This is a genomic window from Halobaculum roseum, from assembly GCF_019880245.1.
GTDB classification, from domain to species: domain Archaea; phylum Halobacteriota; class Halobacteria; order Halobacteriales; family Haloferacaceae; genus Halobaculum; species Halobaculum roseum.
The window spans coordinates 1,237,122-1,256,102 of sequence record NZ_CP082286.1 but is presented as its reverse complement, the minus strand read 5'-3'; the positions used below and the strand labels follow the sequence as shown (position 1 = coordinate 1,256,102).

At 68.7% G+C, this 18,981-nt stretch carries 17 protein-coding genes; 8 read left to right on the top strand and 9 right to left on the bottom strand.

The features are described 5' to 3' along the window. Position 1 precedes the first annotated feature (1 nt). Positions 2 to 892 (top strand): phosphate ABC transporter ATP-binding protein PstB, encoded by an 891-nt coding sequence (gene pstB, locus K6T36_RS06335; protein WP_222923098.1) that lies wholly within the window; start codon positions 2 to 4, stop codon positions 890 to 892. A gap of 94 nt (positions 893 to 986) precedes the next feature. Here the strand turns inward: pstB and K6T36_RS06330 are convergent, their stop codons facing one another. After that, positions 987 to 2,060, bottom strand: a complete 1,074-nt coding sequence (locus K6T36_RS06330) for an Ig-like domain-containing protein (protein ID WP_222923097.1) — start codon at positions 2,058 to 2,060, stop codon at positions 987 to 989. A gap of 176 nt (positions 2,061 to 2,236) precedes the next feature. On the opposite strand from K6T36_RS06330, the gene phoU reads away from it, so the two are divergent. Both phoU and K6T36_RS06320 read left to right on the top strand, forming a co-directional pair. Beyond that, complete coding sequence (gene phoU / locus K6T36_RS06325; RefSeq protein ID WP_222923096.1) at positions 2,237 to 2,908, top strand: phosphate signaling complex protein PhoU; 672 nt, start codon at positions 2,237 to 2,239, stop codon at positions 2,906 to 2,908. Positions 2,909 to 3,294: 386 nt separating this feature from the next. Then, positions 3,295 to 4,374: a pyridoxal-phosphate dependent enzyme gene (locus tag K6T36_RS06320; RefSeq protein WP_222923095.1), complete on the top strand. Its 1,080-nt coding sequence runs from the start codon at positions 3,295 to 3,297 to the stop codon at positions 4,372 to 4,374. A 106-nt stretch (positions 4,375 to 4,480) separates the two neighbouring features. Here the strand turns inward: K6T36_RS06320 and K6T36_RS06315 are convergent, their stop codons facing one another. Both K6T36_RS06315 and K6T36_RS06310 read right to left on the bottom strand, forming a co-directional pair. Continuing rightward, positions 4,481 to 4,969 carry a hypothetical protein gene (locus tag K6T36_RS06315; protein ID WP_222923094.1) on the bottom strand — a complete coding sequence of 163 codons (489 nt, stop codon included), beginning with the start codon at positions 4,967 to 4,969 and terminating at the stop codon, positions 4,481 to 4,483. 361 nt (positions 4,970 to 5,330) lie between these two features. After that, positions 5,331 to 7,556 carry a CDC48 family AAA ATPase gene (locus tag K6T36_RS06310; protein ID WP_222923093.1) on the bottom strand — a complete coding sequence of 742 codons (2,226 nt, stop codon included), beginning with the start codon at positions 7,554 to 7,556 and terminating at the stop codon, positions 5,331 to 5,333. A gap of 271 nt (positions 7,557 to 7,827) precedes the next feature. Between K6T36_RS06310 and larC the strand changes: the two genes are divergently transcribed. Together larC and K6T36_RS06300 are read left to right on the top strand one after the other, a co-directional pair. Continuing rightward, positions 7,828 to 9,288, top strand: a complete 1,461-nt coding sequence (gene larC, locus K6T36_RS06305; protein ID WP_222923092.1) for a nickel pincer cofactor biosynthesis protein LarC — start codon at positions 7,828 to 7,830, stop codon at positions 9,286 to 9,288. Then, the gene (locus K6T36_RS06300; RefSeq protein ID WP_222923091.1) at positions 9,285 to 9,452 is read left to right on the top strand and encodes an FmdB family zinc ribbon protein; all 168 of its coding nucleotides are present in this window, start codon (positions 9,285 to 9,287) and stop codon (positions 9,450 to 9,452) included. Before larC ends, K6T36_RS06300 begins: the two co-directional genes overlap by 4 nt. Positions 9,453 to 9,509: 57 nt before the next feature. Here K6T36_RS06300 and K6T36_RS06295 read toward each other — a convergent pair whose 3' ends face one another. After that, positions 9,510 to 10,250 carry a RuvC family protein gene (locus tag K6T36_RS06295; protein WP_222923090.1) on the bottom strand — a complete coding sequence of 247 codons (741 nt, stop codon included), beginning with the start codon at positions 10,248 to 10,250 and terminating at the stop codon, positions 9,510 to 9,512. Between the two features lie 117 nt (positions 10,251 to 10,367). On the opposite strand from K6T36_RS06295, the gene K6T36_RS06290 reads away from it, so the two are divergent. From K6T36_RS06290 to K6T36_RS06280, 3 genes are all read left to right on the top strand, one after another. After that, positions 10,368 to 12,779 (top strand): methyl-accepting chemotaxis protein, encoded by a 2,412-nt coding sequence (locus K6T36_RS06290; protein ID WP_222923089.1) that lies wholly within the window; start codon positions 10,368 to 10,370, stop codon positions 12,777 to 12,779. Between the two features lie 116 nt (positions 12,780 to 12,895). After that, the gene (gene radB, locus K6T36_RS06285) at positions 12,896 to 13,588 is read left to right on the top strand and encodes a DNA repair and recombination protein RadB (protein ID WP_222923088.1); all 693 of its coding nucleotides are present in this window, start codon (positions 12,896 to 12,898) and stop codon (positions 13,586 to 13,588) included. Between the two features lie 54 nt (positions 13,589 to 13,642). Next, entirely contained in the window at positions 13,643 to 14,017 is a 375-nt protein-coding gene (locus K6T36_RS06280) for a 30S ribosomal protein S8e (protein WP_222608583.1), read from the top strand. A 91-nt stretch (positions 14,018 to 14,108) separates the two neighbouring features. Here the strand turns inward: K6T36_RS06280 and K6T36_RS06275 are convergent, their stop codons facing one another. The 5 genes from K6T36_RS06275 to pyrG form a co-directional block, all read right to left on the bottom strand. Further along, positions 14,109 to 14,444: a cupin domain-containing protein gene (locus K6T36_RS06275; RefSeq protein WP_222923087.1), complete on the bottom strand. Its 336-nt coding sequence runs from the start codon at positions 14,442 to 14,444 to the stop codon at positions 14,109 to 14,111. Positions 14,445 to 14,795: 351 nt separating this feature from the next. Continuing rightward, positions 14,796 to 15,665, bottom strand: coding sequence for a hypothetical protein (locus tag K6T36_RS06270; protein WP_222923086.1), 870 nt, complete (start codon positions 15,663 to 15,665; stop codon positions 14,796 to 14,798). A 227-nt stretch (positions 15,666 to 15,892) separates the two neighbouring features. Then, complete coding sequence (locus K6T36_RS06265) at positions 15,893 to 16,228, bottom strand: DUF7126 family protein (RefSeq protein WP_222923085.1); 336 nt, start codon at positions 16,226 to 16,228, stop codon at positions 15,893 to 15,895. Between the two features lie 97 nt (positions 16,229 to 16,325). Then, on the bottom strand, positions 16,326 to 17,243 hold the full coding sequence (gene guaA, locus K6T36_RS06260) for a glutamine-hydrolyzing GMP synthase (RefSeq protein ID WP_222923084.1): 918 nt from the start codon (positions 17,241 to 17,243) through the stop codon (positions 16,326 to 16,328). Beyond that, entirely contained in the window at positions 17,243 to 18,940 is a 1,698-nt protein-coding gene (pyrG, locus tag K6T36_RS06255; RefSeq protein WP_222923083.1) for a glutamine hydrolyzing CTP synthase, read from the bottom strand. Before pyrG ends, guaA begins: the two co-directional genes overlap by 1 nt. Positions 18,941 to 18,981 lie beyond the last annotated feature (41 nt).

Sequence of the window (18,981 nt, the reverse complement as noted above, 5' to 3'; positions counted from 1 at the left end):
CATGACTGACGGACACGGACCGACGGACGACGGAATCGAGCCCGACGGCGGCGAAACGACCACCAGCGATCCGGCGACCGAGATGTCGATCACGACGGACGTCAGCGAGAGCGTGACCGCCAGCGACACCGACGGCGAGGCGGAGACGCTCGTCGAGGCACGCGACGTGAGCGTCTACTACAACGACGACCGCGCGCTCAACGACATCTCGATGGAGATCCCCGAGAAGCGCGTCACCGCGATGATCGGCCCCTCGGGCTGCGGCAAGTCGACGTTCCTCCGATGTATCAACCGGATGAACGACATGATCGACGCCGCCCGCGTCGAGGGCGACCTGTTCCTCCGCGGGAAGAACGTGTACGACGCCGACGTGGACCCGGTCGCGCTCCGACGGCGCGTCGGGATGGTGTTCCAGAAGCCGAACCCGTTCCCCAAGTCGATCTACGACAACGTCGCGTACGGGCTGGAGATCCAGGGGAAGGAGGGCGACTACGACCGGATCGTCGAGGAGTCGCTCAAGCGCGCGGCGCTGTGGGACGAGGTCAAAGACCAGCTCCACACCTCGGGGCTGGACCTCTCGGGCGGCCAACAGCAGCGCCTCTGCATCGCGCGGGCCATCGCGCCGGACCCAGAGGTCATCCTGATGGACGAGCCCGCCTCGGCGCTGGACCCCGTGGCGACCTCGAAGATCGAGGACCTCATCGACGACCTCGCCGAGGAGTACACGGTCGTCATCGTCACCCACAACATGCAGCAGGCGGCCCGCATCTCCGACAAGACGGCGGTGTTCCTCACCGGCGGCGAGCTCGTCGAGTTCGACGACACCGACAAGGTGTTCGAGAACCCCGACTCCCAGCGCGTCGAGGACTACATCACCGGCAAGTTCGGGTAACGCCCCGGGTCCCGCAGCCCGGCCCGTCGCGCTCCGTCGTTAGTCTCGGTTCTCGCGCTGTCCGGTTCCGTACCCTCCCGGTTCCCTTCTCCCTTCAGCGGTCGCCATCGGCAGCCCTCGATCCGATATCGATCCTCCCGTCCGTCAGCCGAACCACGAGCGGCCCGCGAGCCGGACACCGCGCGAACGACCGTCGCGTCTCCTCGCCGTCGCGGGTCGCCGAGACGGTGAACCACCCCGCGGGCGGGACCGCCGTCGGCAGCCGAACCGTCGCGCCCGCGGCCGGGTAGACGGTCCGGTCGAGGACCCGCTCCCCGTCGGCCCGGACGCGTACGTCGACGGGGCCCTCGTCGTCGGTCGCGTTCTCCACGAGCAGGTCCCGAACGAGGAGGTCGCAGACGAGCCGCGGCGTCGGACCCAACAGGCAGTACAGCGTGCCGTCCTCGAACGGCCGCCATCCGTGACGGTCGCGTCCCTCGTCGGTCTCGACACGGACTGAGATCCGTCCCCGCGACACCGACAACGGCACGGGCACGCGCGAGCCCGCCGGGACCCGGAGGTCGACCTCCGCGGACCCTCCGCCGCCCGAGGCGGCGACCCTGACGCGGCCGCCCGCGCCGGGGGCGTCGACGGCGAGGGTCGTCCCGTCCGCCGTCGTCGACGCGAGGAGTCCGCCGGTCGAGCCCTCGACGAACGCCGGGGCGGCCGACGGCGGGTACACGTCCCGGACGCTCACGCCCCCGTCGAGGTCGATCCCCAGGTCGTCGCCGCCCGGACCGGGCGCCCACTTGACCGTCCGTCGGCGGTTGTCGGCGGTCCGAACGGACACGGTGTACGGACGCGCGGCGCCGAACACGTCCGCGAGGGTGGTCCGGCCCGCCGGCGGAACACGGACCGTTCGGGAGCGCACCCCCGTCCCGTTCGCCTCGATCCGGAGCGTGACCCACTCGGACCTGACGAGCCGGTTCGAGAGGATCACCGACCGCGGGCGGTCGAGCGCGTCCGCGTCGCCGGCGCCGTAGGCGGTCGGCTCGGGCGTCGGGGTAGGCGAGGCCGTCGGCGTCGCCCGCAGGGCGGGGTTGACCGTCCGGCCGCCGGCGTCGCTCCCCGTGGACGAACAGCCGGCCAGCGCCGCGACCCCCGCCAGCAGGAACGACCGACGAAACACGCCGATCGTAGGGGCGACGCCGGCATAACGTCGGCGGCGACCGAACGGGACGGGCGGGACGGCACGAGCCGCGCTCGTGGTCGCTCGGGACCGCTCGGGAGCGTTGGGGTGGGCTCCATACACGAACGAGCGCGCGAACACAAACCCTTACGACCCGCGCCGAGGGAGTCGTGAGTATGCCACGGAAACAGTATCAGGAACGCCTCGAGGAACTCCGCGAGGACGTGCTCTACATGAGCGAGATCGTCGCCGAGCGCCTCCGCATGGGGATGGACGCCCTGGAAGCGAAAGACGAGGAGCTCGCCCAGCGCGTCATCGACGAGGACGCGGAGGTGAACCAGCTGTACCTCGATCTGGAGCAGGACTGCGTCGACCTGCTCGCGCTCCAGCAGCCGGTCGCGGGGGACCTCCGGTTCATCGCGGCGTCGTTCAAGATCATCACCGACCTCGAACGGATCGGCGACCTCGCCACCAACCTCGGGGGGTACACCCTGCAGGCCGAGCGCGACGTGTTCCCCGACGTGGACGTCCAGCGCATCGGCGAGGCGACCCTGGAGATGCTCGACGACGCCATGACCGCCTACGCCGAGGAGGACGCCGACGCCTGCTACGCGGTCGCCGAGGCCGACGACGACGTCGACGCGCTGTGTGAGGACGCCTCCAGCGCCGTCGTGCGGGAGCTGCTCGAACGCGAGGGCGTCGACGCCGAGGACGTCGACGAGCTGATGACGGACGTCTCGCGGCTCCTGCTCACGGTCCGCGACCTCGAACGCGTCGGCGACCACGCGGTCAACATCGCCGCCCGGACGCTGTACATGGTCGAGAACGACGACGAACTCATCTACTGAACCTCTTTTCGCCTCGGGTTTCCTCGGCCGCCTCCGGAAGACTCGCTTCACTCGTCTTCCGTGCTCTCGTTCGCTTCGCTCACGAGAACTCCGGCGGCCTGCGGGAACCGCTCGGCGAAAACCCGTTCATGCCAAAAAGCCGCCGTCGCGGGGTTCACCCCGCTCCGGCGGTGAACCGCTCGCTTCGCTCGCGGATGCTATTCTCGCAGTCTCGACCTACGAGTTGTTCTACTTGGGACCGTTCTGGAAGGAGGAACGGTCAGCGATAGATACAGAGAATGTATTCAGCAATCAGTAACTACAGGGCACTTATCGACTGTCGCGTAGTGAGAGATGTGTTGCCACACACCGAAACATTCCTCTATACCTCTTGACTAGAAGAGTCCATGAGTACTCCCGAACTTGTCTGTTCTTCGTGTGGGCGGACATACACCAACCAGTGGCGGTGTGAGTGTGGCGGCGTCCTTGACTTCACTCACCAACCGCTTCCGGCATCCGACCGGCCAGACCCAAGTCAATTCGATACCCGAGACGGACTCTGGTCGTTCGATATGTTCATTCCAGTTGAGAAAAGGACATCTCTCGGCGAAGGAATGACACCGCTGGTTTCGTCATCAATATGGGATGCGCAGTTTAAACTCGAATACGTCTCGCCAACGGGGAGCTTCAAGGATAGGGGTGCAACCACGACTATCAGCCATGCCATTGCGTGTGGCGCAGAACGAGTCGTCGAAGATTCATCAGGGAACGGCGGGGCTGCCATCGCAACGTACGCGGCTCGCGCTGGCCTCGACGCGGAGATTTACGTTCCGGCCTCCGTAAGAGACGGGAAGCTCCGCGGGATCGAACGGGTCGGTGCGACACCCGTTCGAATCGAAGGCGGACGCCAAGCCGCGACCGATGCATGCATCGAGGCTGTCGAGTCGGGCGACGGCTGGTACGCGAGTCACTCGTGGAGTCCGGCGTTCTCCGCTGGGACGGCGACGTTCGCGTACGAACTCGCGCTCCAACGTGACTGGAACGTCCCTGACGCGATCGTGATGCCGCTCGGCCACGGAACGCTGTTCTTGGGCGCGTACCGTGGATTCAAAGCGCTGTCCGAAGCAGGGTGGATCGAGACGGTGCCGCGTCTGCTCGGCGCGCAAGCCGCAGGACACGCCCCGATTGCGAGCGAACTTCACGAGGTTCCCGAGAGCGAGAACGACGTCGCAGATGGCGTCCATATACGGGAGCCGACACGAAAGCAACAACTCCTGGATGCGATCGCTGAAACCGATGGTGACGCGATTGCGATTACGGAAGATGCGGTGCAAACGGAGCTAGACCGGCTCCACTCACACGGGTTCTACGTGGAACCGACCTCAGCGATCGCGCCAGCGGCACTTGCGGCGTATCGAGAACGCGGAACGCTTGGGCCAGATGCAGACGTGGTGATGCCACTTACGGGACATGGATTAAAGACGTAACCAGACGGGACGTTCGCCGATACGTTCGCAATCCCGGCCTATCAGTCGTTTTAGTTGGGGGCGTTCTGGAAAGAAGAGCGGTCAGCGATAGATACAGTCTGTACAGTTAGCACCGGAGCGAAGTTGTGAGAATCGTCGAGCGAATCTCACCGCTCGAAAAGACTCCAATTTGGGTGGTTGATTCGTTGCAATCGAATCGCTGTGACGGTACTCGCAACGTCTGTTGGGCGTCAAGAACGGGTACTCGGAGTTCGATGGTGTACGTTGAGCGATCGGGAAGTGTCACCTTCAAGGCGACATCCACCGGGACTGTCTCGGTCATTTCGAACAACCCGCGCTGGTTCGACCGGTCGGTGATTTCGAGGCTGATTTGCCGAGGCTCGTCGGTGGCATTCCAGACCGACACATGATGGGGTTCGTAGTCGCCATTCTGTTCGACGACTGGATTATCGACATCCCCTCGGTCGTCCCTAGTTGTCGGGTCGAACCGCTCTAGATCGTTCGTGCTCTCCGGTGGGTGCGATCCCATGGCTGCACAGCCACTCATCGTGACAACACCAGCTGCCGCCGCGTGCAGCACAGTGCGGCGCTTCACACCAACTCGTCATCTCGAATGTGTATATGTTTTGTGCGCTGTCAGTTGAAAGAAGAACCTGTCGTCCGTCCGCATGAGCAATAAGCAGCCCCCATTAAGCAGATATTTCACCCGGAAATGACTGAAATATTGATCTACCACTACTCTCAGGCACACAGATAGATAACCGTCTGCGGTTGCGGTTCGCACTAGCGATTGTTCCGCGAGCGAGGCCGAAGGCCGAGCGAGCGGCAGTTTTGGCATTACGGGAAATCGAAGATTTCCCGTCAGCAGTCGGATTCCTGCGGAATCCGACGACATGAACGGGTTTTGACGGGGGTCGAGCGCGCCGAAGGCGCGCGAGGCCCCCGTTAAAAGAGGTTCATTGGAAGCCGATCCGCCCGCCGCGGTCGGCGCGGAGGCTGTCGGTGCCGCCGCCCTTGAACTGCTCCTCGATGTCCGCGTAGTAGCTCATGATCTCCTCGGAGATGGTCGGCCGGACCGCCTCCATCGCCTGCTCGAAGTGGCGCATGTGCACGTCCTCGGCGTCGTCGTCCTCGCGAAGCGCCTGGATGGCGGCCTCGCGGGCGATCGACTCGAGGTCGGAGCCGACGTAGCCGTCGGTGCGCTCGGCGAGCTCCCGGAGGCTCACGTCTGTCGCGAGGGGCGTGTCGTCGGTGTGGATCTTGAGGATCTGCTCGCGCCCCTCCTCGTCGGGCTGGCCGATCATCACGAGCCGGTCGAACCGCCCCGAGCGGATGAGCGCCGGATCGATCATGTCCGGGCGGTTCGTCGCGCCGATGACCATGACGTTCTCCATCTCCTCCAGCCCGTCGAGCTCGGTCAGGAGCTGGTTGACGACGCGCTCGGAGACGTTGTTCCCCATCTCCTGTCCGCGGCTGGGCGCGAGGCTGTCGAGCTCGTCGAAGAAGATGACCGTCGGGGCCACCTGCCGCGCCTTCCGGAACGTCTGGCGGATCGCCTTCTCGGACTCGCCGACCCATTTGCTCAGCAGCTGCGGGCCGCGCACCGAGATGAAGTTCGCGTTCGTCTCGTTGGCGACGGCCTTCGCCATCAGCGTCTTGCCGGTGCCGGGCGGGCCGTACAGCAGCACGCCCTTGGGCGCCTCGATGCCCATTCGCTCGAACTTCTCGGGCGTCCGGAGCGGCCACTCGACGGCCTCCTTCACCTGCTGTTGGGCGTCGTCGAGGCCGCCGACATCCTCCCAGGTGACCTTCGGGAGTTCGACGAGCACCTCCCGCATCGCCGAGGGCTCCACCTCGGCGAGCGCGCCCTGGAAGTCGTCGCGCTTGACGATCATCCGGTCGATGAGGCTCGGCGGGATGTCCTCCTCGTCGAGGTCGATCTCCGGGAGGTAGCGCCGCAGCGCCTTCATCGCCGCCTCCTTCGTGAGGCTCTCGATGTCGGCGCCGACGAACCCGTGGGTCTCGTCGGCCAGCCGGTCGAGGCCGACGTCGTCCGACAGCGGCATGCCGCGGGTGTGGATCTGGAGGATCTCCTTGCGGCCGACCTCGTCCGGGACGCCGATCTCGATCTCGCGGTCGAAGCGACCCGGCCGCCGGAGCGCGGGGTCGACGGAGTCGACGCGGTTGGTCGCCGCGATGACGATCACCTGTCCGCGCGTCTCCAGCCCGTCCATCATCGTGAGGAGCTGGGCGACGACGCGGCGCTCGACCTCGCCGGTCACGTCCTCGCGCTTCGGCGCGATCGAGTCCAGCTCGTCGATGAAGATGATCGAGGGCGACTCGTCTTTCGCGTCCTCGAAGATCTCGCGGAGCTGTTGCTCGGACTCGCCGTAGTACTTCGAGATGATCTCGGGACCGGCGATCGAGAAGAACGACGCGCTCGTCTCGTTGGCGACGGCCTTCGCGAGCAGGGTCTTCCCGGTGCCGGGCGGGCCGTGAAGCAGGACGCCCTGCGGGGGCTCGATCCCCAGCTTCTTGAAGATCTGGGGATGCTTCATCGGCAGCTCGACCATCTCGCGGACGCGCTGGATCTCCTGTTGGAGCCCGCCGATGTCCTCGTAGGTGATCCCGCCGCCGGTCTTCTCGAACCCGGAGATGGGCTCCTCGCGGAGTTCGACCTCGGTGTCCTCGGTGATGAGACAGACGCCTTCGGGCTCGGTGTCGACGGCGATGAGCGGGATCGCCTGCCCCGGCGAGCGCATGAACGGGTGGTTCGTGCTCGACATCACGGGGACGATGTCGCGCTCGACGACCGGGCGCTTGAGGATCTGGCGTTTCACCATGCCGGCGGCGTCGGAACCGAACTGCACCGACGCCTCCTCGGGCGGCGCGAGCGTCAGTTTCTCCGCCTTCTTGGCCTCGGCCTTGCGGATCGTGACGCGTTCGCCGATACCGACGTCGGCGTTCTGGCGCGTGAACCCGTCGATGCGGACGGTGTCCGTGTTCCAGTCCTGCCGGTCGGCGCGCCACACCTTCGCGGCGGTGGTTTCCGCCCCCTCGATCTCGATGATGTCGCCCGGAGAGAGCTTCAGGTGCAGCAGGGTGTCCGGGTCGAGGCGGGCGATCCCCCGGCCGGAGTCGTTCGGGTACGCCTTCGCGACTTCGAGTTGGACTTCATTCATGATGGGGTTGACTGGTGTTCGTTCGAAATACGTCCGTCCGGACGGCTGTTAAGCCCTCCGTTGCGCGCCGTGGCGCCGGAACGTGGAAATCCCGGGTCGGCGGCGGGGACGCAAGACGTGCTAATCACTCGCACGATACGGGGCCCGGACTGAAAACACCACCGCCGACGGCGACCGAGTCGGGATCCGGTCGGCCCGACGACCGCGGCCCCTGCGGCGCCTGCGGCGCCGTGGCGGTAGCGACTTCACGACCCGGGGCGATCGGACGACCATGCGAACGATCGCCTTCGACGGCCGGATGGGCGCCGCCGGCGACATGGTCCTCGGCGCGCTCGTCGCCGCCGGCGCCGACCCCGACGTGCTCGCCCCCGTGGAGGACGCCCTCCCGGTGCGCTACGAGTTCGAACCGACCGAGCGGAACGGCATCGCGAGCACCCGCGCTCGGGTGCGACACCTCGGTAGCGACGACGAGCCCGCCCACGGCGACGATCCGGATCACGATCCCGCCCACGGCGACGATTCCGACCACAGCCACGGTCACAGTCACGACGGCGATCACGGTCACGAGCACAACCACGACCACGAGCACAGCCACGACCACGAGCACAGCCACGACCACGATCACAACCACGACTACAGCCACGACCACGATCACAACCACGACTACAGCCACGACCATGATCACGACCACAACGCGGAGGGCCAGGGGCCCCAGCGCACGTACGCCGAGGTCGTCGAGGTCGTCGAGGGGATGGACCTCCCGGAGTCGGTCCGGGCGGACGCGCTCGCGACGTTCGAGATCCTCGGCGAGGCGGAGTCCTCGGTCCACGGCACGGACCTGGAGGGAACGCACTTCCACGAGGTCGGCGCCGACGACGCGATCGCGGACGTGGTCGGCGCGTGCCTGCTGTTCGACGACCTCGACCCGGACCGCGTGGTGACGACGCCGCTCGCGACGGGCGACGGCGAGGTCGACTTCAGCCACGGCGTCTACCCGGTTCCGGTGCCCGCGGTCGTCGAGATCGCCGAGCGCGCCGACTGGTCGCTGCGCGGCGGCCCCGTCGACGCCGAGTTGCTCACGCCGACGGGCGCGGCGATCCTCGCCCACCACGCGGAGGGCGTCGAGCGACTCCCCTCGCTTCGGGTCGAGGAGTCGGGCTACGGCGCCGGCGGCTGGACGTTCCCGGACCGCCCGAACGTGCTCCGGGCGGTCGTCGGCGAGGCCGAGCGCGGCGAACTCGTCCGCGACGACGTGGCCGTGCTGGAGACGAACCTCGACGACGCGGCCCCGGAGGTGCTCGGCGGCCTCCAGGACACCCTCGCCGACGCGGGCGCCCGCGACGTGTCGATCCTCCCGGCGACGATGAAGAAGTCGCGTCCGGGCCACCTCGTGAAGGTGATCTGCCGGCCCGAGGACGCCGACCGCGTCGCCCGCCGGCTCGCCGAGGAGACCGGCACGCTCGGCGTTCGCGAGGGCGGCGCGAGCCACCGCTGGATCGCCGAGCGTCGCTTCGAGACCGTCGAACTCGCGCTTGCGGAGGACGGCGACCCCCACGAGATCCCGGTGAAGGTCGCCAGCGACGCCGACGGCGACGTGTACGACGTGAGCGCCGAGTACGACGACGCCGCGGCGGCCGCGCGCGAGGCGGGCGTCCCGGTTCGGGAGGTGCTCCGCCGCGCGGAGGCGATCGTTCGCGAGCGCCTTGCGGAGCCGACTGCCGACGACCGATGACCGACGGAGCGGACTACACCTGCGACAACTGCGGTGCCGAGTTCACGTCGGCCGAGGCGACCCGAACCGAGACGATGGGCGGCCTCGACGCCGACGCGTGGCAGACGCTGTGCTGTCCGAAGTGTGGCGCGCGGGTGAAGACCGTGTTCGTGGGTCGGGACTAAGCCGCGTTCCGTCGCCGTCCGTCGGCGAGGGTTGGCCGACACGCCGTCCGGCGACGGTCAGCCGTCGCGTTGTTCGTCTATGGCCTCCGCGATCGTCAGCTCGCCGAGGGCGACCTCGCGGGCGAGTTCCTCGCTCACGGTGAGATCGCCGCTCGACCGGTCGCGCGACTCGTTTTTGATCCGTTGGATCTCGCCGGCGGTCGGCTCGACCGCGCGGGTCTCCACCGGCTCCCCCTCCATGCGGGCGATGTTGACGGCCGCGAGCACGTCGGCCATCCCCTTCCCGCCGGCGCCGCGGCCGAGCGTCGGCGTCGTCCCCGACTCGTCGACGAGCTCGACGGAGACCTCCTCCAGTCCGTTCACGACCCGTGCGCTCCGAAGGCGGTCCCCGTCGCCCACGCGCACCAGCGCGTCCGGCTCGTCGTCCACCGCCGCGAGCACGGTGTCGACGGCCTCGCCCAACGGGACGTGGTAGGCGGCGACCACCGTGTCGCCCGAGATCACGGCGATCCCCGGCTGCTCGCCCGGGTCGACGCCGACCACCGTCCGGCCCTCGGTCCCGCGGAGCCCGCCGAGCGCCTCCTCGACACCGTCGCGGACCCGGTCGGCGGTTGTGGTGACGTGCTCGACGGACTCGTCGGGGAGGTCGAGGTCGTCGTCGGGTGCGGAGATGACGACCGCCGCGCGCTCGGGGAGTTCGACGCCGGGCTCGCGGGTGGTGAACGTCGCGCCGCGCTCGCGCAGCTCGGCGACCGCGGCGTGATACAGGGCGAAATCGTCGGTGACGACTACGATCACTCGCCCACACGTACGGCGCTCGTCGGCTTGACGGTGACGCCGGCCGCCGTCACTGATTCTCCGCTGTGATACCTGCGGGGCTACTGTTAAGCGTGGGATGGAGAAGGTCGAAATAAGATGACGGATCGTTCCGAGCGTTCGGTAGGTGCCCGGCTGGTTCCGGACGTGATACGTCGCGGGATCGTTCGCAAGTTCGCGACGGTGTTGTTCGTGTTGATCCTCGCGACGGGAGGCGTCGGCGCGTACGCCGTCTCTTCGACGACCGCGGACCTTCAGGAGAACGTCAGGAACGACCTGACGACGGTGACGACGTCCGAGGCCGACGGGCTCTCCGAGTGGATGAGCCAGCGGAGCACGGCCGTGCGGATGATCTCCGAGTACCAGGACGTTCGGGAGGGGAACACCGCGAAGCTCCGGCCGGTGTTCACCACGGAGCTTCGGGCCCTTCCGAACGACGTACACGCGATCCACTACGTCGACACCGAGGAAGGGACCGTGCTCGCGTCCAGCGACCCGGACCTCGAGGACGCGTCGCTCGCGGAGGCGTCGCTGGCGTGGGCCCCGGCGGTGACCCCCGCCTCCGCCGACCGAACCGCCACCTCGTCGGTGTACCGGACGAACGACGGGCCGTTGATCGGCTTCGTCAGCGCGGTCCCCTCCGCGCCCGACCGGGCGGTGGTGCTGGTCGCCGACACGCGAGCGGTCGGCGAGGGGTTCTCCACGCCCGTCGACGGCGGCTTCGTTCGCGTCGTCGACGACAACGGCATCGTGGTGATGGCCGACGATCCCGACGCGATCAGCCAATCGTACCTCGGCGCCACCGGCGGCGATTTCCAGCGTGCGCTCGACGGAAACGAGGTTGTCACCGAGGACGCCGCGATCGAGGACTCGCTGAACCGCGAGCTCGTCGTCTCGTACGCACGCGTTCCGGGGACCACGTGGGTGATGTCGGTGCACGTCCCGGCGGAGGGCGCGTACGCGGTCGCCGCCGGCGTCCGACAGAACATCCTCCTGCTCGTCGCAACCGCCCTGGCAGGGTTCCTGTTCGCGGGTGTGGTCATCGCCAAGCCGACCGGCGACGCGCTCGACGACCTCAGCGACCGCGCCAGGGCGCTCGGCTCGGGCGACCTCGGCGTGTCCGTCTCGACGGACCGGATCGACGAGATCGGTACGCTGTACGGCTCCTTCGGGAACATGCGCGACGACCTGTCCGACCGGATCGAGCAGGCGCAGACGGAACGCGAGCGTGCCGCGGACGCGAAAGCGGAGGCCGAGGCGCTGGCCGACTCGCTGGAGCGCCGCGCGAACGAGTACGGCGACGCGATGGAGCGGGCCGCCGACGGCGACCTCACCGTCAGGCTCGACGAGAACGCCGACATCGAGGCGCTCGAGGAGATCGCCGCCTCGTTCAACCGGATGGTCGACGACCTCGAGGACACCGTCGGCACCGTCCGCACGTTCGCCGACGAGGCCGACGAGCGCGCCGCGGCCGTCGCCGCCGGCGCCGACCAGATCGAGGACGCCAGCGCCTCGGTCAGCCGTGCGATGACCGACGTCGCCGGCGCGAGCGACGAGCAGGCCGAGCGACTGAGCGAGGTCAGCGGCGAGATGAGCGGCCTCTCGGCCACCGTCGAGGAGATAGCAGCGACCGCCGCGGACGTGTCCACCCTCTCGGCGGAGGCCGCCGACAGCGCCGACGACGCCGGCGACGCCGCCGAGGACGCGTTGGAGGCGTTCACCGCCGTCGCGGACCGAACGGACCGGACCGCCGACGAGGTGGACCGGGTCGCCGACGAGATGGCCGAGATCACCGAGGTCGTCGATCTCATCGACGGGATCGCCGAGCAGACGAACCTGCTGGCGCTCAACGCCTCGATCGAGGCCGCCCGTGCCGGCGAGGAGGGCGACGGCTTCGCCGTCGTCGCCGACGAGGTGAAGAACCTCGCCGAGGAGACGAGCGACGCGACCGACGAGATCGCCGCCCGGATCGAGACGCTGCGGGAGGCGTCGACGACGGCGGCAGACGACATGGCCGCGACCGAGGAGGTCGTCGACGACGGCGTCGAGGTCGTCGAGGAGGCGCTCGACGCCGTGGAGACGGTCGGCGAGCGGATCGACGACGCCAACGACGGCGTCGCGTCGATCGACGCCGCCACGGACGACCAGGCGGCGACCACCGAGGAGGTCGTGACGATGGCCGAGGAGGTGGCCGAGATCGGCGAGCGCACCAGCGCCGACGTCGACAGCGCCGCCGCGTCCGCCCAGGAGCAGACCGCCGCAGTCACCGAGGTGAGCGAGTCCGCCGAGACGCTCTCGGCGCGGGTCGAGGAACTGCGCGAACTCGTCGCCCGGTTCGACGTGTCCGAGGACGCCGACGGCGGAGCTGTCGTCGGCGACGACGCCCCGGTCGGTGACGATATCAGGCCCGGTGACGAGAGCGGCGCCGACGGCTCCGGCGTGGCGATGACCGACGGCGACGGCTTCGAGTACGTCGACGAGCGCGGCGGTCCCGCGAGCGGCGACGACTGAGCGCGGCGGTCCCGCAAGCGGCGACGATCGAGCGCGGCCACTTCGCCCGGGCGGGGCCCGCCGTCGCTCGCCCCGCACTCGGGAGGTTTTTGCGTGGTGCCGACCCACCACCGCCCGTGTCCGAGTTCCTCACGACCGGCAGTGACGCCGTCGACGACCTCCTCGGGGGCGGCATCGAGCGCGGCGTCGTCACCCAGCTGTACGGCCCGCCGGCGTCGGGGAAGACGAACCTCGCGCTGACGGCGGCCGTCGAGGTCGCCGCCGACGGCGGCTCGGTCCTCTACATCGACACCGAGGACCTCTCGATGACCCGCTTTCGCGACATCGCGGAGGCGCGCTCCGACGAGCCGGTCGAGCAGGTCGCCGGCCGGCTCGTCGTGAGCGAGGCGATGAGCTTCGCCGAGCAGGGGGAGGCGGTGAAGGACGCCTCCGAGCTGGCGGACGGCGTCGACCTGATCGTCCTCGACTCGGCGACCGGCTTCTACCGGCTGGAGCGCACCGAGGACTCCCGCGGCGGCGAGTCCGTGCGCGAGGTCGCGCGCCACGTCACCCACCTGCTGTCGCTGTCGCGCAAACACGATCTGGCGGTCGTGATCACCAACCAGGTGTTCACCGACCCCGACGCCGACCGCGACCGCCCGCTCGGCGGCAACACCCTGGAGCACTGGACGGGCGTGATCCTCCGATTGGAGCGGTTCCGCGGCGGCAACCGACGGGCGACGCTGGAGAAACACCGTTCGCAGGCCGCCGGCGAGTCCGCCCGGTTCCGGATCACCGACGCCGGCGTCGAGGACGCCGACGAGCGGTAAGAGGGCGAGATCCGATTCGAGCGATTCAAGTAGCCGCACGGGGTTTTACCCGCTATGAAAGACCAGAGCGGACGCAGGAAGCGCAAGCGGACCGGCGGCCTTCGACGACCCTCCAGCAACAAGAAGCGACACGAGCTCGGCCGCGAGCCCGCCGAGACGACCGTCGGCGAGCCCCGGTTCCGCGTCATCGACTCGCGCGGCACCGAGGAGAAGACCCGCGCGCTCTCGACGAACGTCGCGCAGGTCGCCACCGGCGAGGAGACCGTCGAGGCCGAGATCGAGGGCGTCGAGGAGAACCCCTCGAACGTGAACTACGTCCGCCGGAACATCATCACGAAGGGCGCCGTCATCGCCACCAGCGAGGGCGAGGCACGCGTCACCTCCCGACCCGGCCAGACGGGCCAGGTCAACGCCGTCCTCATCGAGTAACGTCGCTTCCGACTTCTCCGTTCTCGCCGTTCGCTCCGTCAGCGTAGCGACGGCGCCGTCCGTCCGGCGCAGTCCTTTCGGCGCGGTCGCCTCAGCCGCTTCCCGGCAGCGGACAGAGGCTCGCGGTGAAGGCGACCACATCATCCGTCTCGTTTCGCGCGCCGTGCACGTCGCCGCGCTCGTGGAGAACCACGCCCGGCGCCGCCACCGCCTCCGTCTCGTCGTCGCGGACGACGGTCACCTCGCCGTCGAGCACGTGGAAGACGTTCGTGCTGTCGGCGTGTTCGTGGGCGTCGAGTTCGGCGTCGGGGCCGAGCGCGAACAGCTTCACGAGCACGTCGTCGGTGACGACGAGTTCGGCGGTGTCGACCTCGCCCTCGTCGGGATCGAGGTCCTCCAGCGCGTCCGCGAGGAGTTCGAGTGCCATGGGAACGGGTCGCCGTCGAGCAGTAAAAGCGACCCGGCGCGTGCTGCCGGGAGATCGCTTCCGCGGGCGACGCCGCGCTCGAGAGAACCGTCCCGTTCGGTGGCGGCGCGGCGCCGCCGTCCATCGGCGATCCGACCGCGGTCGACCCGGTGGAATCGCCCCCGGTCGTCGGCCGTCCCGTCGTGCCTCTCTCACCCCAGGTCCGGGGGTACGGGGACCCCCAGTCGCGTGTGTCAGTGTGGTGTGCCGGCGCGTGGGCCGGCGTTCGGTCGCGACCGCGCGGCGGTTGGTCCCCGAAGGAACGTGTCCGCGCGGTCGGTGCGTGCGTCCGGCGTGACCGGTCGTTACCGGTTATCGACCGTTTCCGTTCCCGTTGCCGTTGTTACCGCGGGCGTCGTCCTCGTCGTCGTCATCCTCGTCCTCGTCGTCGTCATCCTCGTCGTCGTCCTCGTCATCCTCGTCGTCATCGCCGTTGGGACCGACGTCCTCGGGGGGACCGCGGCGGTCGTCGTCGTCGGTCTCGTTCTCGTCATCGCCGTTGGGACCGACGTCCTCGGGGGGACCGCGGCGGTCGTCGTCGTCGGTCTCGTTCTCGTCGTCGCTGTCGGGACCCACATCGGCGGGCGGGCCGCGCTCGCCGTCGGGGCCGTTCCCGGCGACCGAGCTGACGGCCTCGCCGAGCGTGCTGGCGTTCGACTCGCCGCTCAGGTACGCGTTGATGGCCGAGAGCACGTTCTTCGCGTTGTCCGAGGCGTCCTCGGGCAGGCCGATCGCGGGACCGCGGCGGTCGGTCTCGTTCTCGTCGGTTTCGTTCGCCTCCTCGTCGTCGATCTCGGACTCGAACTCGGCCTCCTCGACGGTCACCGAGCCGTTCTCGAACGCGAGCACGACGGTGCCGGAGACGTTCTCGCCGGTCACGTCGAGCTCGACGGATTCGGTCTCGGAGTCGTTCACGTCGAACGCGACCGAGCCGTCGTCGTCGGTCGTGCCGAGCGACTCGTTGTCACGAACGACGGACAGTCCCTCGACGCCGCTTCCGTTGGCGGTCACGGTGAGCGTGGCCGTCCCGTTCTCGTAGGAGGCGTCGGCCTCGTACTCGTCGACGGACGCGTCGGTCGCGGCGATCGTCGCCCCTGTTCCGGTACTCGTCGCGGCCGCGCCCACGCCGGCGCTCACGAGGAGCGTCGCCAGGGCGACCGCGAGCAGCTTCGTCGCGTTCATCACGACTGTCGCCTGTCGTCCCGACCTAAAGAAGGGGGTAAACGACGAACTCGAGTTCCGGGTTTTGAAGCGCTGTGAACCCGAATTAAGTCCGATTAACCGTCGGACCACCGACGGCCGGCCGGGGCGGCGCGGGGCGAGCCGGAGGCTCGGTGATGCGATGGCTCAGGCGCGGATCGATCGCCGATCGAGAACGGCCGGCCGGGACGCGCGACCGGGGGCGCGGCTCACGCGCCGGCGACGAGTTCGTCGGCGACCACCGACGCCGAGAGCAGCTCCGGGTCGACCGCCAGATCGGTCTGTCCCCTCGCGAACTCCGGCAGCGACTCGGTCGCGTAGACGACCGCGCGCACGTCGGGGTTGCGCTCCTTCGCGACGGCGATGCCCGTCGCCTCCGAGAGGTCGGTGAGGACGAACAGCGCCGCGTCGTCGATGCCGGCGTCCTCGAGGGTGCCGCCGGTGACGGCGCCGTCGATGCGCGAGACGGCAACGTCGTGGGATTCGAGTTCCTCGGCCAGGTTCTCGGCGTCGGGGCCGGCGACGACGGCGGAAATGTCGGTCATTACCGGGTGTGAGTCGGCTGGCGGGGATAAGCTTCGTGTCTCCGATCCGTGGTAGTCGCCGCCGGCAAGACCAGAAACGGTGGACGGCCGAACCGAGCTATTCGTACTCGATCGTCGCCGGCGGCTTGTGGGTCACGTCGTACACGACGCGCGCGACGTCGTCGTTCTCGCCGGTGATCCGCGACTGGATGCGCTGGAGCGTCTCCCACGGGAGGTTCTGCGCCCGCGCGGTCATGCCGTCCCGGCTCTCGACCGAGCGCACCGACACGACCCAGCCGTGGACGCGGTTGTCGCCCTTCACGCCCGTGGCCTTCCCGATGACGGCGGCGAACGCCTGCCACGGGTCGTGCTCCGCGACCTCCTCCTCGACGATGTGGCACGCGTCGCGGGCCACCTCCAGCTTCTCCTCGGTGATCTCGCCGATGATCCGGACGGCGAGCCCCGGACCGGGGAACGGCATGCGCTCGGAGATGACGGCCTCCAGATCGAGCGCGCGGGCGACCTCGCGAACCTCGTCCTTGTAGAGGTCGCGCACGGGCTCGACGATGCCCTCGAAGTCGACCACGTCGGGCAGGCCCCCGACGTTGTGGTGGGACTTGATGTTGCCCTCGCTCTCGATGCGGTCGGGGTAGATGGTCCCCTGGACGAGGTACTCGGCGTCCGTCTCCGTCGCCTCGCGCTCGAACTCGCGGATGAACTGTTCGCCGATGACGTGGCGCTTCTTCTCGGGATCCGTGACGCCGGCGAGGGCGTCGAGGAAGCGTTCCTGCGCCTCCACGACCTCCAGCGACTCCATGAAGGAGAACGTCTCGCGGATCTGGTCCGTCTCCCCCTTGCGCATCAGGCCGGTGTCGACGTACACCGGCGTGAGCTGCTCGCCGATGGCGCGGTAGGCGAGCGCGGCCGCGACCGACGAGTCGACGCCGCCCGAGAGGGCGATGATCGCGTTCGCGTCGCCGACGGCCTCGCTGATCTCGGTCGTCGCCTCGTCGATGAACTCCTCGACGTTCACCATCAGGCGGTCACCTCCTCGTCGGCGACGGCGTCGCGGTCGTCCGTCGACTCGTCCTCGCCGCCGTCCGACCCGCGCGGGTCGGTCCCGTCGAGCACCGCATCCAGCAGGCCGACGAACGGCGGCGACGCGCGGTCGGGGCGCGAGCGGAACTCGGGGTGGAACTGCGTGCCGACGAAGTACGGGTGGTCGTCGCGTTCGAGGATCTCCATCCGGGGGCCGGCGCTCCCGGAGAAGACGAGCCCCTCCGTCTCCAGTTCGTCGATGTAGTTGGGGTTCACCTCGTAGCGGTGGCGGTGGCGCTCCGTGCAGGCGGTGTCGCCGTAGACGCGCTCGGCGAGCGTGCCCGGCTCGATGTCCGTCTCGTGGGCGCCCAGCCGCATCGTGCCGCCCATGTCCTCCTCGTCGTGCTGGTCGGGCAGGAGGTCGATGACGGGGTAGGGGGTCTCGGGCTCGAACTCCGCGGAGTCGGCGTCGTCCCAGCCGAGGACGTTGCGCGCGTGCTCGACGACGGCCATCTGGAAGCCGAGACACAGCCCCAGGAAGGGGACGCCGTGCTCGCGGGCGTAGCGGACGGCCTCCACCTTCCCCTCGGTGCCGCGGGAGCCGAAGCCGCCCGGGACGACGACGCCGTCGGCCGACTTCAAGCGCTCTCGGTGGGCACCGTCGGCCTCGTCGGCGTCGACCCAGACGACGTTCACGTCGACGCCGTGCTCCAAGCCGGCGTGTTTGAGCGCCTCGTGGACGCTCATGTACGCGTCCTCCAGGTCGTACTTGCCGACGAGCGCGATGTCGACCTCGCCGGTGCGCTTGCGCGTGACGAGTTCCCGCCAGGTGTTCTCGCGCTCGGCGGGCGCGAGCGCCTCATCGGCGAGGCCGAGGCGGTCCATCACGTACTCGTCGAGGCCCTCCTCCTCGACGGTGAGCGGGACGTGGTACACGTCCTCCACGTCCGGGTTCGAGAAGACGGCCTCGGTGGGCACGTCACAGAACAGGGCGATCTTCTCCTTGGTCTCCGGGTCCAGTTCGTCGTCACAGCGCCCGACGAGGATGTCCGGCTGGAGACCGATCGAGCGCAGTTCCTTCACCGAGTGCTGGGTGGGCTTGGTCTTCTGCTCGCCGTTCTTCGAGTACGGGACGAGCGTGACGTGGGTGAAGAGGATGTCCTCGTCGTCCTCCTCGTGGGCGAACTGCCGGAGGGCTTCGAGGTAGGGCATCCCCTCGATGTCGCCGACGGTGCCGCCGATCTCGACGAGACACACGTCGGTCCCCTCGGCGGCCTCGCGGATGCGGCGCTTGATGTCGTCGGTGACGTGCGGGATGACCTGCACCGTCTTGCCGAGGTAGTCGCCGGCGCGTTCCTTCTCGATGACGTGCTGGTACGTCTTCCCCGTCGTGACGTTGTGGTCGGAGGTCATGTCGACGCCGAGGAAGCGCTCGTAGTTCCCCAGGTCGAGATCGACCTCGCCGCCGTCCTTCAGCACGTACACCTCGCCGTGCTGGTACGGGTTCATCGTCCCCGCGTCGACGTTCAGGTACGGGTCGATCTTGACCGCGGTCACGTCGAAGCCCGCGTTGGCCAGAAGCCGCCCCGTCGAGGCGGCGGTGATCCCCTTCCCCAGGCCGGACATCACCCCGCCCGTAACGAAAATGAACTTGCGACCCAGCGACGGGTCGTATCCCGTTTGTTCAGTCGGCATACTGAGGGTGCGGCAGGCCCGTGGAAAACCGTTTCGGAGGC